Source organism: Desulfovibrio sp. GTC20076 (genome assembly GCF_055385905.1).
This window is the reverse complement of sequence record NZ_AP039366.1, coordinates 2,464,319-2,480,688: the sequence shown is the minus strand read 5'-3', so window position 1 is coordinate 2,480,688 and position 16,370 is coordinate 2,464,319. Positions and strand designations below refer to the sequence as shown.

Genomic DNA, 16,370 nt, shown 5'->3' with positions numbered 1-16,370 from the left:
CGTCAAGGAGCGCAACATGCCCGTCAAACTGGGATTGAACGGCTTTGGCCGTATCGGCCGCTACCTGCTGCGGCTGCTGGCCGATGACCAGGATCTGCAAATCGTCGCCATCAACGCGCGCGCCGATAATGCCGCCCTGGCCTATCTTTTCAAGTACGATTCCACGTACGGCAATTTTGCGGGCACGGTGGACCATGATGAAAACGGCATTATCGTCAATGGCCGTCACATCGCCGTTACCCGCTGCAAGCCCGGCGAATGGGAATGGAAGCGCCTTGGCGTGACCATTGCCGTGGAAACCACGGGGACCATCAAGGACGGCGAAGGCCTCGCCATGCACCTGGCCTGTGGCGCGGAAAAGGTCGTTATTTCTGCTCCGGCCAAGGATGTGGACGCCATGATAGTTATGGGCGTCAACGATCATGTCTATGACTGCGCCAGACACAAGGTCATTTCCGCCGCGTCCTGCACCACCAACTGCCTGGCCCCCGTGGTCAAGGTGCTGCACGAAAAGTTCGGCATCCGTCACGGCCTCATGACCACCATCCACAGCTACACCATGAGCCAGCGTATTCTGGACGGTTCACACAAGGACTGGCGCCGGGGCCGCTCGGCTGCCGTGTCAATGGTTCCTTCCAGCACGGGCGCGGCCAAGGCCGTGGGTGTGGTGATGCCCGAGCTTGAAGGCAAGCTCAACGGCATGTCCGTGCGCGTTCCTACCTTTGCCTGCTCTCTGGTGGACCTGACCTGCGAGGTCGAGCGTTCCTGTGACGCCGCCGCCGTCAATGCGGCCCTCAAGGCTGCCAGCGAAGGCGTCATGGGACCGAATATGGGCTTTTCTGAAGAGCCGCTGGTCTCCATCGACTACCGGGGCAGTACCCACGGCGGCGTGGTGGACGCGCTCTCCACCCAGGTGCTGGACGGCAGCATGGTCAAGGTGCTGATCTGGTACGATAACGAAGCGGGTTTTACCAACCAGCTTTTGCGCCTGTTGCGTATGGTCGGCAGCCGCTGCCGCTAGAGCGGCATGAAACAGCGTCTCTGAGGCGGTGCGGGCTTTCCGCGCCGCCTTTTTTGTGGCCTGGCTGTAGTGTTCCGACAGGTTGTTCACCCTCCCCAAATCGGTAAAGCTGGTGTTACCAGGCAACAGCAGGCCGAGCGAGGGAAGGGTGAATGACCACAAGAATGCCAAACTGACGGTTCGTAGGCGAGAAGAAATGGTGCGGCGGGATTTCTGATCTGCCGGAAAGGCTGAAAACTCTTTCACCGGGCGGCGCGGGATCAGGCCAGTGTATCGGCCAGGGCCTGCTCAAGGCTGCCGTAGCGAAAGGCATAACCAGCATCGGCCAGACGGGACGGAAAGGGGTTTTGCCCGCAAAGTATCAACTCTTCGGCCATTTCTCCCAGGGCAAGGCGCACAAGCGACGCGGGAACAGGCAGCCAGACGGGCCGCGCGCATACGCTGCCCAAGGTATGGGCGAAGCGGCGCATGCTCACTGTTTCAGGGGCGCTTGCATTGAATGTGCCGCACAGACCGCTCTGCGCGAGCAAAAACAGGGCGATACGCGTTACATCTTCCATATGAATCCAGCTTACGGGCTGGTGCCCAGACCCGACAGGCCCGCCCATAAAATACCTGAACGGCGGCAGCATCCGTTCCAGAAAACCCCCGGCCGCTCCGGAAGATTTTTTTCCCAGCACGGGTGAAAAGCGGAGGATGCAGCGGCGTATTCCCATATCCTCCACCGGCGCGGTGCTTGCCTCCCACTGCACGCAGGTTCGGGCCAGAAACCCCTGGCCTGCGGGGCTGTGTTCAGTACATGGCGGGGCCGTGGCCGCATCGGGCCACAGGCCGTAGTAGCCGCAGGCCGAGGCCTGTAAAAGGCATTGTGGCAGCCGTTGGTTTTTGTGCCGCAGTTCGTGCAGGGCAGTGACGAGCGCATATCCGGCATCCAGCCTGCTTTGGACGATGGCCTGCTTGCGGGCGCGGGTCCAGCGGGCCGCGCCGATATTCTCTCCCTGAAGGTTGATGACAGCATCCGCATGCTCCAGCAGCGGACGCAGCCCGTCGGGATTTTTGCCGTCCCACGTCGCATACGCAAGCCCATCGGCAGCGGGCCTTCCGCTTCCGCCGCTTCTGGCTGCGGCGCAGACCGTATGCCCGGCGGCCAGCAGGCTGGCCGTGATATGCGATCCTATAAAACCTGTAGCGCCAAGAATAAGTACATGCATGGCTTTCTCCTGTGACCGCGCGGAGGGCAGGCGCGTGAACGGCTGAAGCGGCCGGTCTTGCAGTTGCCCGTAAGACAGGCGGGCAGGCCGGCACGCAGGTTGCGGTGCTGGCGGCGTTTCCTGCGGCATCTGCCGGCGCATCTGCCTGTCGGGACCTGGATGCGGCGCTGCGGGCAGGAGTTTTGCCCGCAGCGCCGGGGGGTACGGTCAGGAAAGCTTCATGGTTTTGAGCAGGGCATCCAGCGTCTGCGAGAGCTGCTTCAGGCCGGAGACTGCCGTATTGGCGTCGCGCATGCCTTGGGCCGTCTTGATACCGATTTCATTGATCTCGTTGACTGACCGGTTGATCTCGTCGCTGGTGGCGGACTGCTCTTCGCTGGCCGTGGCGATGGCGCGCACCTGGTCGGCGGTGGTATCCACCATGCTGACGATTTCTTCCAGCGCCGTGCCGGACAGGGTGACAAAGGTCGTGGCTTCTTCAATGGACCTTGTGGAAGCATCCACAGAATTGACGCTCTGCCCGGCGCTGCTCTGGATGGCGGCAATGGCCCTGGCGACCTCGGTGGTAGAGGACATGGTTTTTTCGGCCAGCTTGCGCACCTCGTCAGCCACCACGGCAAAGCCGCGCCCTGCGTCACCCGCCCGTGCGGCCTCAATGGCGGCATTGAGGGCCAGCAGGTTGGTCTGGTCTGCGATGTCGGATATGACGCCCATGATCTGGCTGATGTCGGCCGCGTTTCTGTTCAGGGTGTTCATGTCGTTTTTAAGCTGCAAGGACTGGCTTTGCACCGTCTGGATGCAGTTGACGGATTTTCTTACGATTTCCGCGCCTTCCTGCGCTTTTTCCCGTGTACCCATGGCCATATTGGCCGCCTGCTCGGCATTGCGTGCCACCTCAAGCACGGTGGAATTCATTTCTTCCATAGCGCTGGCGGTTTCGCCCACGCGCATGGCCTGCCGTTCCGCACCCTGATCCGACAGGGCTATGATGTGCGCCAGTTCGTGGGATGCTGCGGACAGCTTCGTGCCCACTTCTTCCACCTCGCGGGCCACCTCCATCACCTGTCGCTGGGCCTGCAGCATCTGGGTCTGGTCTGTCATGAGCGCCAGTACGGCGTCGGAACCGTAGGGCAGGGCCGTATAGAACATGTCGATGGCCGTGCCGTCGGAAGGATGTGACACGGTGCTTGTGGTTTCCTTGCGGCTGCTGGCAAAGCACTGGTCCGCAGCGCAGCCTCCGGCGCAGGCATCGGCCCTGAAATGGCCTGAGCAGGCCGTTCCGGTCATGCTGTCGGGTGTTTTGCCGCCAAACATCGCGGCTTCATTCAGGAACCGTATCTTTCTCTGCGCATCGCGGATCATGATGGGAGAAGGTATCTTGTCGATAACTGCCAGCATGCTGCCCGCCAGGCCATTGATGGATTCGACGATTTTTTTAAAGTCGCCCCTGAATTCCGTTTCGTTGATGCTGCTGCGCAGATAGCCGTCGGCCACGCTGCCAACGGTAGCCGTTACCTGGGTTCGCATGTTCTTGCAGGTATCTGTTATGCGGGAAAGGCCGGTGTGCAGCTGCAAAAGCTCGGCGGAAAATCTTTTTGCCGACGGCAGGCAGTCAAGGTCACCGTTGGATATGGACGTGGTGCACTGCACCATCTGATGAAGAGGTTTGCGTATGCTCTGCACAATCCACAGGGCCAGCAGAAGCAGAACCGCGGTAATGGCCGCCCCGGCGAGCAGTACCTGCTTGAGGGCCGCGTTCATGTCCGCACTGACTTCACTTTCATTCATAAGGGCGATCATGCGCCAGCCCTGAAAGCCCTTGTACACGACAATACGTTTTTCAACACCGTCCAGCGCAAGCGTGCCTGTTCCCCCGGCGGCAAGCAGGTCCTGCAGGGCGGGCACCCCGCACTCGCTGATATTGCGGTTGACCCAGGCCTTGTACTGGGGGGCGGCCAGAACCATGCCGCTGTCTTCGAGCAGTATGATGGAACCTGTCTGGCCGATTTTTATGCCTTCCACCATTACGACAAGGGCGGAAAGGGTGATGTCGATATCAATGACGCCCAGGGGCCTGCCGTCCGCGCCGGAAACCTTTGCCGTAACGGCGCAGGCAGCGACGCCCTGCGCCGTTGTATAGGCCGAACTGATGTTGGTGGCGCGGGAGCTTTCCATCTGCTGGCGGTACCATTTTTTTGTTCTCGGGTCATGCCCTGCGGGCCAGGATGCCAGCGGATATTCGAGAAAACCGCCGTTTTCAGCGCCAAAGGTAACACTACTGTAGTTGGCGTGGCTGTCTTTGACGAGCTGGAATATTTCGTCCACCGTCCGGGCCTGCGGTGTCATGGCCGGCCTGGCAACCTGCTGCGGTTCGCTGTTGTCTGTGAAAAGAGGAAGGTGGCCGAAAGCTTCGCGTATGGCTGGCGTGGAAGCCAGCATGGTTGCGCTTTCCTGGGCCTGCTTGAAGAAGAGAGCGATATAGTTATTGGTGCTTGAGAGCGCGTGCTCCATATACGCTTGTGTGCTGCGCTCATTCATGGTGTCCATTTTCCCGGTGACAATCAGCAGGGTGCTGCCGATGCCCAGAATAATGGCAGCAAAAAAGGTCAGCAAAAATTTTGCACGAATAGTCATGGCAACGTCCTGTCGTTGTGCGTGGCTCGGGGCGTTCGCAAGAAGCCTCAGAGCTGTGCAGCGTTTTCCATACCGAAAGAGCCTGACAACAGAGGCCAGGCTGACTGGAAAGCCGTTGAACGCCAAACTGGACCGGGCAGGGTGTGTGCGCGTTACTTACAAGTAAGAATCGGAATGCCGAATGTGAACTTTAGAGCAATGTGCATGAAAATATACCGCAACTCAAGGGTTTATGCCTGTCCTGAAGCAGAATTACAGGGTTCAGACATGCTGTGTATACAGTAAAGTACATTCAATGGGCTGATTTTGTTTGTTAATAGAAAAGCAGAAGAAAAACGGGCGATGATCGGCGGTGGTGCAGGTATGTTGCGGGCGTGATGCGTTTTTGTTGCCGGGCGCCTGCTGTTCCGGCCAGATATTCCGGCCAGGCATATCGGCAACCTTGGCCGGGCCAGTCGGTTGCCCGCGGGCAAAGACAGAACAGGCAGCAGGATGTAAATAATCCCCACGCCGGTCTGCTCCTGCCTGTTTGCAGGGGCGGTCCGGCGCGGGGATATGGCAAGGTCATGCCGCAACGGCGCTGCGGGCGCGGCAGGCAGCCGCCCCCGGGCCTGCGGCTCCATTGGGGTCAGGCGAAGCTGTAGCCTGCCTCCAGCGCTTTTTCGTTGACGGGAATAAGCTTGGCATAATGGGCGCTGATCACGCGGCGTAGCGCGTCCTGCACCACGGCAGGCGGCAGCGCGCCCGTGGCCTTGAGCCACGCGCCCAGCGCCACCATATTGGCCAGCTTGACGTTGCCCAGTTCATGGGCCATGTCGTTGGCCGGAATATATACCGTGCGCAGCGTGGTATCCACAAGCTCCCTGTTTACCAGGGATGCGTTGACCACCTGCACACCGTCCCTGTGCAGGCGCGGCTGGAATTTTGCCAGCGAAGGCTCGTTGAGGATGATGGTGGACAGCGGCTCGCGCACCAACGGGGAACCGATGGCGTGCTCATCCAGCACTACCGTGCAGTTGGCCGTGCCGCCGCGCATTTCCGCCCCGTATACGGGGATAAAGCTCACCTCAAGCCCGTGCTCCATCCCGGCCTGGGCCAGCAGGTTGCCTATGAGCATGACTCCCTGGCCGCCGAACCCGGCGATAATGACATCCTGATACTTACTCACGGCCGGCCTCCTGGCTGTCCTGCCCCGCGTTTTCCGCTGTTGCGTCGGCACTGGACACATCCTTGTACACGCCAAGGGGAAAGACGGGAATCATAGCTTCGGCGATGCGCCTGTTGGCGGCGATGGGGTCCAGATGCCAGTTGGTGGGGCAGCCGGAGAGCAACTCCACAAAACCGAAGCCAAGCCCCTGCAATTGCGCGTCAAAGGCCTTGCGCACGGCTTTTTTGGCGGCGCGCACATGCTTGACGGAATCAAGGGCGCAGCGGGCGGCATAGGCCACGCCGTCCAGTTGGGCCATTATTTCTGCCATGCGTATGGGGCCGCCTTCGTTGCCGACACTACGTCCCTGGCGGCTGGTGGTGGTTTTTTGCCCCACAAGCGTGGTGGGGGCCATTTGCCCACCTGTCATGCCGTATACGGTATTGTTGATGAAGATGGTGGTGATCTTTTCACCCCGGTTGGCGGCGTGCAGGGATTCGGCCATGCCGATGGCCGCCATGTCGCCGTCACCCTGGTAGGTAAAGACCACAGATTCTGGCCGCGCGCGGCGCACCCCGGTGGCCACGGCGCAGGCGCGGCCGTGGGGGGCTTCAAGGCCGTCCACGTTAAAATAGTCATAGGTAAAGGTGGCGCAACCCACCGCGGCCACCAGGATGGTGCGGTCCGCCACCCCAAGCTCGTGCAGCACTTCGCTCACCAGCCTGTGGGCAATACCGTGATGGCAGCCGGGGCAATAGTGGGTGTGGCGTTCGTTGAGCACGGGATTTACATCAAAAACAAGCCGTTCACCTTCCCGGGGAGTTGTGCAGCCCGGCCGCAGGATTTCTGTTTGCTGTGCTGACATGGCTATTTCTCCTTGAGGGCCTGCAACATGGGTTCACGCAGGGCGTCGGCCCCGATGAACAGGCCGGGCATGATGCCGTGCCAGAGCACGGAGGACGCGCTTATGCCTGGCTGGGCAAAAAGCGCCAGTCGCACGTCTTCCACCATCTGGCCCGTGTTCTGCTCCATAACGAGAAAGCGTCTGCCCGGTGCAAGCGCCCGCAGGGCTTCTTCCGGAAAGGGAAAAAGCGTAATGGGGCGGAACAGGCCGATCTTGTGGCCTTCAGCACGCAGACGGCGTATGGCGCTGCGGGCGATACGCCCGATGGAGCCGAAAGCCACCACCACAAGCTCGGCATCGTCCACATCCACGCATTCCCATGCACATTCGGCCTTCATGTCGTCATATTTTTTCATGAGCAGGCGATTGCGTTCGGCAAGTGCGCCCTCGGCAAGATAGACAGACTTGAGCAGCCGGGGCTGCGCGCCGGTGCCGCGCTTGCCGTAGCCTTCAAGCCGCCAGTCTTTTGTCATGGCGGCAAGGGCTTCAGGCGAAACGGCGTCGGCCGGAGGTATGCGCCGCACAGGCTCCTTTATCTGGCCTACGATGGCGTCGCCGAGAACCATGACCGGGTTGGCGTACCTGAAGGCCAGGGCAAAGGCACGGAACATGAAGTCATAGCATTCCTGGGCAGTGGCCGGGGCCAGTACCAGGTTGCGGTGGTCGCCGTGGCCGCCGCCCTTGACGGCCTGGAAGTAGTCGCCCTGCGAGGGGCCGATGTCGCCAAGGCCCGGCCCGCCGCGCTGCATGTTGACCATAACCCCGGGTATATGGCTGCCCGCCATGTAGGAGATGCCCTCCTGCATGAGGGAGATGCCGCAGCTGGAGGAAGACGTGAGCGCCGGAATGCCGCAGGCCGCAGCGCCCAGCAGCATGTTGACCGCGGCGACCTCGCTTTCCGCCTGTACAAACTGCCCACCGTGTTCGGGCAGCAGCGAGGAAAGCACTTCGGGAATTTCGTTCTGCGGTGTGATGGGGTAGCCGAAATAGCAGCGGCAGCCTGCATCAACAGCGCCGAAGGCCACGGCCTCATTGCCCTTGATGAGTATACGTTCAGAGGAATTCTGGCTCATGCCTCGCCCCCTTTCTTTACAGCGCTTTTGAAGACACGGATGGCCACATCCGGGCACATGACGGCACAGGAAGCGCATCCCGTGCACTGCCCGTCCATCTCCATGACCTCATACCCCTGGCGGTTAAACCGGCCCGATGGCCGCAGAATATGTACAGGACAGGCTTCCACACACAGGCGGCAGCCCTTGCAGCGTTCTTCCAGAAACACGATTCGTGACATGTGTACTCCTTGGGAGCCTTGCCCGCCTGGGGGAGGGAAACAGGCCCCTTGCGAGCGGCCTGTTCCGCGGGACCCTGCCTTCAGGACCCCTTCCGTGCCCCGGCATGCCTTGCAGGACCATCCCGCAAGGGTGTGCCGGCCGTGAGCCGCCCGCAGGTTGCGCATGCCCGGAAGCGGCGTGCGGAGTACGGACGGCGCGGGCAGGGGCGTCAGCGGATCAGCATGGCATCCCCGTATGAAAAGAATCTGTAGTTGTTGGCAATGGCCTCGGCATAGGCGTCGAGCACACGCTTGCGCCCGGCAAAGGCCGAGACCAGCATGAGCAGGGAGGATTCCGGCAGGTGAAAATTGGTCACAAGCCCGTCCGCCACGCGGAAGGGCCTGCCGGGATACAGGAAAATATCCGTCCAGCCGGTATAGGGCTGCACGCGGCCGCAAAGCTCCGCCACACCTTCAAGGGTTCGCAGGCTTGTGGTACCCACGGCAATGACCGGCCTTTTTTCTTCCCTGGCCCTGGCGATTGCCAGGGCCGTGGCTTCGGGCACTTCTATATATTCGCGGTGCATGCGGTGGCTGCGTATGTCGCTGCTGCGCACAGGGCTGAACGTGCCGTAGCCCACGTACAGCGTTACTTCCGCCCATTCAAAGCCTTTTGCCGCCAGACGCTCGCGCAGGGGCGGCGTAAAGTGCAGCCCGGCCGTGGGCGCGGCCACAGAACCGGTCTTGTCCTGGCGGGAATAGACGGTCTGGTAGCGGCTCAGGTCGTCTTCAGCATCGGGGCGCTTGATGTAGGGCGGCAGGGGTATATGGCCCGTGGCCGCAAAGGCCGCCGCAAGGTCGCCCGTCCAGCTCAGGCGCACGCGCCGCTGCCCGAAGGGGCCGGATTCCAGCACGGTTACGCCTATGCCCGCGCCAAAGCCGAAACTTTCGCCTTCGCGGATGCTGCCGCCGGAGCGTACAAGGCCCTCGGCCTCGGCATACAGGCCGCCGTTTTTATCGGCTCTGGCCCGTTCGATCACAAGAGGCAGGGGAGTGAGCAGTAAAAATTCCACCTTGCCGCCTGTGGAGCGTGTACCAAGAAGACGCGCCTGCAATACTCGGGAATTGTTGGCAATCAGCAACGCTCCCTCGGGCAGGCAGTCCGGCAGGTCACAAAAATTTTCATGGCGCAGGGTCAGCTCGCCGTTGCGCGGCATGACCAGAAGCCGCGAGCCGCCCCGTTCTTCAGGTGGAAACTGGGCGACCTGCTCCTGCGGCAGGTCGAAACGATAGCTTTGCAGTAAGAAATCAGCTTCCTCAATGTGCATGGCGTACAGGTCCCGGTTATGATGTTCCCGCCCCTTACGTGCCTGCCGCTCTTGTCAGGGCAGGGCGTTGAGGCTAGGGTGACGTGATTGCTCCCCTTGCTATGCCGAGCGGGAGGGAAGGAGTATAGCCATGCGGCGGCCTCTTGTCATCCTTGTGTTACTGGCAGTTCTCGCAACAATTCAGGGTTGCGCCTCCATTGGGCTGGAAAATCCTTTTTCCAATGACCCTCTGACCGGCGGAACCGATGCATCCACAAGCCAGCTGCTCGGCGTACCTGTGCCTGCGGGCATGCAGCGGTATGCCTCTCACGGTTTTCAGGACTTCGGCCCCGGCGGCGGGCGGCAGGGGCTTGAGGTGCTGCGCGGCCAGGTCAATACGGCCTTTGCGGCCCAGATCATGTATTCCGGCCTGCAGTCCCAGGGCTGGCAGCTCCGTCTGGCCCTGCGCAAGGGCGCGCGGGCGGTCTATGTATATGACCGTGGAGCGGCCATGGCTGTGCTGACCTTTGAAAGCCAGGCTGTACTGACCATCATGAATATCTGGACAGGCGACCGCCTGCCTGATGGCGCGCCCCTGCCCATGCAGGATGCGGCTGATGCGGCCCCTGCGCCCCCTGCCGGTGATTCCGGCGGGTTCGGCGATTCCGGCGGCATGAATACCGCTCCCCAGGGGGGGCATGGCGGGGGCAGCTATGGAGCCGGGGGCGGCCTGCAGGAGCGTAACCTATGAGTGACCAGAAACGCGGATTTAAAACGCCCTTTGACCACAGCACGCGCTTTGCGCAAAAGCGCCTGCATCTTGGCGTGTGCGGTTCCGTGGCCTGCTACCGGGCTGCGGATCTTTTGCGGGCATGGCGCGGCATGGGTATGCATGTTTCGGCCACGCTCACGCCCGGCGCGCGCCGTTTTGTGACGCCCATGCTCTTTGAGTCGCTGGGCGCGGCCCCTGTTTATGAAGATATGTTCAGCCAGGGGCAGGAAATTTTCGCCCACCTTGAGCCGGGCCAGCACGCTCATGCCATGGTGGTGGCCCCGGCCTCGGCCGATGCGCTTTTTCGCCTGGCCCACGGGGCTGCCGGCGACATGCTGGCCGCCCAGGAGCTTGCCTTTGACGGCCCCCTTGTCATTGCCCCGGCCATGAATCCGCGCATGTGGGCTCATGCGGCCACCAGAGCCAATGTGGCACTTTTGCGCGAGCGCGGGGCGCATATTGTGGCCCCGGCCTGCGGTGGTACGGCCTGCGGCGATGAAGGCGAGGGCAGGCTGGCTCCCCTGCATGATATTTTTCTGGCGGCGCTCAAGGCGCTCAGTCCGCAGGATATGGCGGGCAGGCGGGTGATGGTCACCCTTGGTCCTACCCGTGAAGGATGGGACGGCGTGCGCTTCTGGTCCAATCCTTCCAGCGGGCTTATGGGGGCGGCCCTGGCCGTCTGCGCATGGCTGCGCGGCGCGGAGGTGACGGCGGTGTGCGGGCCGGGGGTGCGCGCGCGCATGCCCCAGGGCATTGCCCGGCGTGATGTGGTCAGCGCACGGGATATGTTTGCTGTGGCCGCGGCCCTGTGGCCGCAGATGGACGTGGGCATGTTCACCGCTGCTGTGGCGGATTTTTCACCCAGGCCCCTGGGCGGGCGCAAATTTAAAAAAGCCGAAGCCCCGCAGGGCTTCAGCCTGGATTTTTTGCCAAATCCAGATATTTTACAAAGTCTTGCGGAGCAGCGCGCCCCGGGTCAGAAAATTCTGGCCTTTGCCGCTGAAACCGCGCCGGATATGAATGCCCTGCTGCCCTTGGCTCACGCCAAGATCACGCGAAAAAAGGCCGATCTTCTGGCAGCCAACAGGGTGAACAGCGCAGACAGCGGCTTTGCCTCGCCCACCAACAGCATGGTTGTGGTGGATGCCAACGGCCGTGAAGAAATCTGGCCCACCCAGAGCAAGGCCGATGTGGCCTGGGAGTTGTGTTCGTGGCTTTTGCGCATGTAAATCCGCTCACTGCCTTGTGGCAGCGCCGCGGGCTTTCCTGCCTGCTCATGCACGAAGGCTTTGACGCCTTTGCGCCGCGCAGTGTCGAAAGTGCGGCGATACCGCCTGTGCGCAGCAGGGAAGAGCAGCCTCGTTACGGCAGTGCGGCCCGTCAGCCAGTTCATGCCCGGCAGGGTATGCAGGGCGGGGCAAAAGCCCCCGGTAGTGTGGATGGGCAAACCGGCCCGGGCAGGCAGGGCGGACATGAAGGTCAGGGCAGTTCCTTCCGGCAAGCCACCGCGCCTTCCCGTGGGCAGGCCGCGCCGCCGTCACCGGTGCAGGAGCAGGGCAGCGGCCATCGCTCCGCGCCCGTCCCGGCAGAAGGCGGCCAGAGCGCACAACCTTCCGGCAGCCGCCTGTGGAAACCCCTGGCTCCCGACCTCTGGCCCACGCCCTGGCGCAGGCAGCTTGAAAAGGCGCGCCCCGGCCTTGTGCTGTGGACCTACTGGAACCTCGGGCTTGACCTGTGCAATGCTCAGGCCGAGGGACAGATGGAGCGCCGGGGCTTTTTGCAGAAACTGCTTCAGGATCTGGCCCACCCGGCCGGTACGCATACGTTCTGGCCCGCCAGCCTGCCGGATGAAGGCGGTACGGAACCTGCCGCACCGCCAGCCGTGCCCCCTGCCCGTGAGGATGGCCTTGTGCCCCATGCCGACGCCTTCTGGTCCGGAGCTTCGCGCCTGGGCGCGCGGGGCGTTGTGGTTATGGGTTCTGCGGCGGTAAAGGCCCTTGGTCTGCCCTCGGGGCTGCGCCCCCTGCAACAGGCGCGCTACAGGGGGCATATGGTGTGGGTGCTGTGGGACGTGGATTACATGCAGCGCGAGGACCAGCGTTATGCCTCCATGCTGGCCTTTCTGCGACAGGCATTGCGGCAGGTGACACGCTAAGCCGTGTACCATTGAAAAAAGGCTCCAGATGCAGGAACGTTGCCGTTTGAAATGCTTTTATCGCCTTCATTGAGGGCGTCTGCCTGTGCGGTGGACGGCAGCGGTCGGTCTTTTCAGGGTGTACCCTTCGGAATCCTCTCTGCATTCCCCCGGCCCCTTCTTCAGGTACCCGGTTGCCTGGCAATTACGGGAGCTGCGCGGCTGCTGTGGGAACCTGTCCGCTCTGCCGGCAGTTTTTCTCCGCGCTGCGCAATGACATCAATGGGCAAACTTTGACTGGTTGGGGTGCTTGGTGATGGACAGTAGGAATTTGTTGCCAGCACGTTGTTTCGTAAGGGCTTCGGGCATGAAGCAGGGGCTGTTTCAAGCGTTGTCTGCTCAGGCCCCGCTGGTGCAGGGGGCCTGATCTGTCGCCGGGCCGGGGCGACGTTTTGGGGTCTGTGGTGTGGGGTGTGAGCGGCTTTTCGGAGGTTTCGTGTTCATCGCCATCGGTTTGATGTTCCTGGGCATGCTGGCCGGTTTTCTGCTGCGCGGCAGGCGGCTGGCCTCGGTGCTTTCACGCTGTGTGACACCCGCCATTGTGTTGCTGCTTTTTGCCCTGGGCATTTCTGTGGGCGGCAACAGCACCCTGATGGGCGCGCTGCCGGAATTGGGCAGCGCAGCAATGCTGCTGACCCTGTGCGGCGTGGGCGGGTCCCTTGTATGTGTTCTGTGTATACGCCGTTTTTTCCGGCAACCTCCGGAACCCGACGCGCTGAAAAGATTTTGCGCAAGCGACGGCACGGAAAAATCCTGTACCGCGCATTTCAGCGCCCCTGCCTCTTCTGCCGGTACCGGGCAGGATGACTCGCGCGCATGAACGGCAGCCTGCTGATCCTGTTCTTTTTCGGCGCCGGAGTCTTGCTGGCCCGACTGGGCCTTGTTCCCGACTATTTCATTGAGCATGACATGACGCTCTATGTGCTGTGGGCGCTCATGTTGCTGGTAGGCGTATCAATGGGGGCGGACAGGCGGTTCGGCGAAATGCTGCGCACACTGCGCCCCCGTGTGCTGCTGCTGCCCCTTGCCACCACAGTGGGAACATTCGCAGGCACAGCCCTTGCCAGCTTTTTTCTGGTGTACAGCGCGGCGGAATGTATGGCTGTGGGGGCGGGTTTTGCCTATTACTCGCTTTCGTCCATCTTCATCACCCAGTACAAGGGACCGGAACTGGGAACCATCGCCCTTATCAGCAATATCGCCCGTGAACTGATCACTCTGCTTTTTACGCCGCTGCTGGTGCGCTTGATGGGGCCGACGGCAGCCATAAGTTGCGGCGGAGCCTCCACGCTGGACACCACACTGCCCGTCATTACCCGCTATGCGGGCAATCAGTGGATATTCATATCCATCGTGCATGCGCTGGTGCTGGATTTCAGCGTGCCTTTCTGGGTGACATTTTTTTGCAGCATCTAGAGTATGTTACACTTGAAATGCTTTACAAGGATTTGTCTCCAAACCCTTGTCCCAAATGACTGCAGGGCGGCCTTGCCGGCTGTTAAGCAATCATTTGAGCGTTAATTGCTTCTGGGGAGTGCCGGTTCCGTGCCGCAGGCCGTGCAAAAAACGGTTTGGGTGCGCCGCCTTGCCAGAACCGTAAAAAACTATAACTATATACACGGAGCCGGAATACAGCCCCTGGAGGATATGTCATGGCCCGTATGCGCTCAGCCAAACAAAAATTGAAGGAATGTATCAACAGCCCCCAATGGCGCGACCATCTGGATGAGATCGCCCAGGGCGGCCTTGAAAACGTCGGTCCGCTTTTTTCTTTTCTGCTGCTCGGCCCGCAGACCATGCACCGTGCCGCCGTGGCTCTGGGGCAGGTAACGGCCCGGCTGGCCGAAAAGCAGCCCGAAGCCGCAAAAAACATCATTCGCCGCCTCATGTGGCATCTGAATGAAGAATCCGGCAATATCGGATGGGGCATCCCCGATGCCTTTGGCGAAATTCTCGCCGCCAGCCCCTCGCTTGCCAAGGATTTTCACCGTATTCTCATTTCCTACATCATTGATCTCGGCTACGACGACAACTTTTGCGATCACGACATCCTGCGGCGCTCCTGCTACTGGAGCATAGGACGTCTGGCACTGGCGCGGCCCGAGCTGTGCCTTGGCGCGCGCAAATGGCTGCTCAAGGGGCTGGAGGATCAGGACATCATCTGCCGGGGCATGGCGGCCTGGGCCTTGAGCCAGCTGCCCCCGGACCTGATGGATGCCCCGGCCCTGCGGCGCCTTGCCGATGCCGGGCATGATGAGATGTGTGAGCTTTTTGACGGCAACGACGTGTACGAAAAAAGCGTCAGCCAGATAGCCGGAGAAGCGCTGGACAGGCTTTCTGCCTGAGCCTGGCGCCAGCAGGTGGCTGGGGTCGCACCGGCAGTCCGGGGCGCTCCCCTGCTTTTTTGGGGCTGCAGGATATGCCCGGGGCGGACGTGCCGGAACCGCGCGGCAGAGACGCCGCACTGACGGTCCGCGGGCAGGTTGCCGACACAAAATCAGAGGCGCGAGCGCAGTTTGCCTGCGCGACGCCATACCGGAACAGACGGCATATGCCCGTTGAGAGCGCCTGTTCTCAACGGGCATATGCTTTTTTACGTTCAGCTTTCACTTTTTCTGCATATGACGCCCTGCTCTTCAAGCTGGCGCATGACAGAAGCACAGCGGAAAATATCCGCGCCCACGGTTTCCGCTTCTTCCAGCAGGCTCATGCTGCCGTCGGCATAGGCCAGCAGGTCCATCATGAGGTCTACCTGCTCGGTACAGGAATACCGGGTGCTCAGTGTGGGGTAAAGCCCGCGCCTACCCAGTTGCGGCTCGCACAGCACCCGGCACTGGTATGTGACATCTTCTTCCAGTGTTTCAAGTATCTTGCGCATGATTTCAAAGCCGCCCTGAAGGCCTTTTTCCGTTACCAGAGAGCAGTCGTCCAGTGAGGTATGGTACTCGGGAAAGGCGTGATATTTTGTGCGCATGACGCTGCACAGGGGCAGGTCAATGCCGGGTGAGCAGTACTGGCGCTCATCGCTGCCTCTGTCATGAAAGGTGTAGCGCACAAAATCCGGGGCAAAGTGCCGCAATACGTGCAGTGCCGCCCTGTCGGCCAGGGTGTTTCCCTTGCGGCTGGGTACATAGGAATAGGCGCGGTCGTCGCCCAGGCAGGTAAGGTTGAAGCCTGCCGCCACACGTTGGCGCAGCATCTGGTGATTTTTGCTCAGGTAGGTGATCGCCCCGATGGTTTCAGGCACAAAAACAATGCGGTAGGTATAGCGTCGTGGCGCACTTTGCAGCCAGCGAGCCAGGGCGGTAGCCACCACCGGGCCTGAAAGCTCGTTATTTGCCATGGATGGATGGCAGACATAGGTGGACAGAAATATTTCTTTTTCGCTTTGCCCCGGCAACACAAACTCTCCATAGGAAAGATGCCCCGGTTCCAGAGAAGCCCGTATGACCGCATGATATGTGCCGGGCTTGAGCTTCTGGCGTATGCTGTGCTTGAGGCAGAAGCCCCAGCGCCTGGCGTAGTAGGACGTTACGTAGGGTATGGCTTCCGGCAGGTCAGGCCGGGAATGGAGGTGCTCCTGCAGATCGTCCAGCGACAGGTGGATGTCTACAGGTTCGGAATAACCGACCACGTGCAGGTTGCAGTGGGCAAAGTCTGCAATGACTTCGCCATCCGGACCGGTCAACCGTGCCTCGGTGATGTTCCATTCGTCCGGTACGGTCCAGTCGAAAACCGGTGTGCCGGAAGGCACTTCATGCAGTTGCAGGGCGGGCAGCTCTTCCTTGAGTATGGAAAGGGTCTGCCGGACGCCATTGCCCGTAATGCTGCGGCATATGGGAAAAAGCCGCTGTAGGAAACTGTGAAGATTTGGCATGGGAAAGCCCCTGTGTGCCTCTTGCCCGCC

At 61.2% G+C, this 16,370-nt stretch carries 15 protein-coding genes; 7 read left to right on the top strand and 8 right to left on the bottom strand.

Going from position 1 to position 16,370, the window contains the following annotated elements; translation table 11 throughout:
* The first annotated feature begins 16 nt into the window (after positions 1 to 16).
* Complete coding sequence (gap, locus tag ACZ495_RS10975) at positions 17 to 1,021, top strand: type I glyceraldehyde-3-phosphate dehydrogenase (protein WP_012623784.1); 1,005 nt, start codon at positions 17 to 19, stop codon at positions 1,019 to 1,021.
* Positions 1,022 to 1,281: 260 nt separating this feature from the next.
* On the opposite strand, the gene ACZ495_RS10970 is transcribed toward gap, so the two are convergent.
* The 7 genes from ACZ495_RS10970 to queA form a co-directional block, all read right to left on the bottom strand.
* A complete protein-coding gene (locus ACZ495_RS10970) occupies positions 1,282 to 2,232 on the bottom strand; it encodes a TIGR01777 family oxidoreductase (protein ID WP_012623785.1) in 951 nt (316 codons plus the stop codon).
* A 207-nt stretch (positions 2,233 to 2,439) separates the two neighbouring features.
* Entirely contained in the window at positions 2,440 to 4,866 is a 2,427-nt protein-coding gene (locus ACZ495_RS10965; RefSeq protein ID WP_464262268.1) for a methyl-accepting chemotaxis protein, read from the bottom strand.
* A gap of 628 nt (positions 4,867 to 5,494) precedes the next feature.
* Positions 5,495 to 6,034, bottom strand: coding sequence for a 2-oxoacid:acceptor oxidoreductase family protein (locus ACZ495_RS10960; RefSeq protein ID WP_296984152.1), 540 nt, complete (start codon positions 6,032 to 6,034; stop codon positions 5,495 to 5,497).
* Positions 6,027 to 6,878, bottom strand: a complete 852-nt coding sequence (locus ACZ495_RS10955; RefSeq protein WP_464262267.1) for a thiamine pyrophosphate-dependent enzyme — start codon at positions 6,876 to 6,878, stop codon at positions 6,027 to 6,029. Before ACZ495_RS10955 ends, ACZ495_RS10960 begins: the two co-directional genes overlap by 8 nt.
* A gap of 2 nt (positions 6,879 to 6,880) precedes the next feature.
* On the bottom strand, positions 6,881 to 7,990 hold the full coding sequence (locus ACZ495_RS10950; RefSeq protein WP_296984155.1) for a 3-methyl-2-oxobutanoate dehydrogenase subunit VorB: 1,110 nt from the start codon (positions 7,988 to 7,990) through the stop codon (positions 6,881 to 6,883).
* On the bottom strand, positions 7,987 to 8,211 hold the full coding sequence (locus ACZ495_RS10945) for an indolepyruvate ferredoxin oxidoreductase subunit alpha (RefSeq protein ID WP_012623790.1): 225 nt from the start codon (positions 8,209 to 8,211) through the stop codon (positions 7,987 to 7,989). The genes ACZ495_RS10950 and ACZ495_RS10945 overlap by 4 nt, the downstream gene beginning before the upstream one ends.
* Positions 8,212 to 8,420: 209 nt before the next feature.
* Positions 8,421 to 9,518 (bottom strand): tRNA preQ1(34) S-adenosylmethionine ribosyltransferase-isomerase QueA, encoded by a 1,098-nt coding sequence (gene queA / locus ACZ495_RS10940; RefSeq protein WP_012623791.1) that lies wholly within the window; start codon positions 9,516 to 9,518, stop codon positions 8,421 to 8,423.
* Between the two features lie 130 nt (positions 9,519 to 9,648).
* Between queA and ACZ495_RS10935 the strand changes: the two genes are divergently transcribed.
* The 6 genes from ACZ495_RS10935 (at position 9,649) to ACZ495_RS10910 (ending at position 14,808) form a co-directional block, all read left to right on the top strand.
* Positions 9,649 to 10,248: a hypothetical protein gene (locus ACZ495_RS10935; protein WP_012623792.1), complete on the top strand. Its 600-nt coding sequence runs from the start codon at positions 9,649 to 9,651 to the stop codon at positions 10,246 to 10,248.
* Complete coding sequence (gene coaBC, locus ACZ495_RS10930) at positions 10,245 to 11,498, top strand: bifunctional phosphopantothenoylcysteine decarboxylase/phosphopantothenate--cysteine ligase CoaBC (RefSeq protein ID WP_464262266.1); 1,254 nt, start codon at positions 10,245 to 10,247, stop codon at positions 11,496 to 11,498. The genes ACZ495_RS10935 and coaBC overlap by 4 nt, the downstream gene beginning before the upstream one ends.
* A complete protein-coding gene (locus ACZ495_RS10925; RefSeq protein WP_296984160.1) occupies positions 11,480 to 12,424 on the top strand; it encodes a hypothetical protein in 945 nt (314 codons plus the stop codon). Before coaBC ends, ACZ495_RS10925 begins: the two co-directional genes overlap by 19 nt.
* Positions 12,425 to 12,899: 475 nt before the next feature.
* A complete protein-coding gene (locus ACZ495_RS10920) occupies positions 12,900 to 13,283 on the top strand; it encodes a LysO family transporter (RefSeq protein WP_464262265.1) in 384 nt (127 codons plus the stop codon).
* Positions 13,280 to 13,879 (top strand): LysO family transporter, encoded by a 600-nt coding sequence (locus ACZ495_RS10915; RefSeq protein ID WP_012623796.1) that lies wholly within the window; start codon positions 13,280 to 13,282, stop codon positions 13,877 to 13,879. The genes ACZ495_RS10920 and ACZ495_RS10915 overlap by 4 nt, the downstream gene beginning before the upstream one ends.
* Positions 13,880 to 14,115: 236 nt before the next feature.
* The gene (locus ACZ495_RS10910; protein ID WP_012623797.1) at positions 14,116 to 14,808 is read left to right on the top strand and encodes a DVU0298 family protein; all 693 of its coding nucleotides are present in this window, start codon (positions 14,116 to 14,118) and stop codon (positions 14,806 to 14,808) included.
* 254 nt (positions 14,809 to 15,062) lie between these two features.
* On the opposite strand, the gene ACZ495_RS10905 is transcribed toward ACZ495_RS10910, so the two are convergent.
* On the bottom strand, positions 15,063 to 16,340 hold the full coding sequence (locus ACZ495_RS10905; protein ID WP_012623798.1) for a DUF4910 domain-containing protein: 1,278 nt from the start codon (positions 16,338 to 16,340) through the stop codon (positions 15,063 to 15,065).
* Between the last annotated feature and the right edge of the window lie 30 nt (positions 16,341 to 16,370).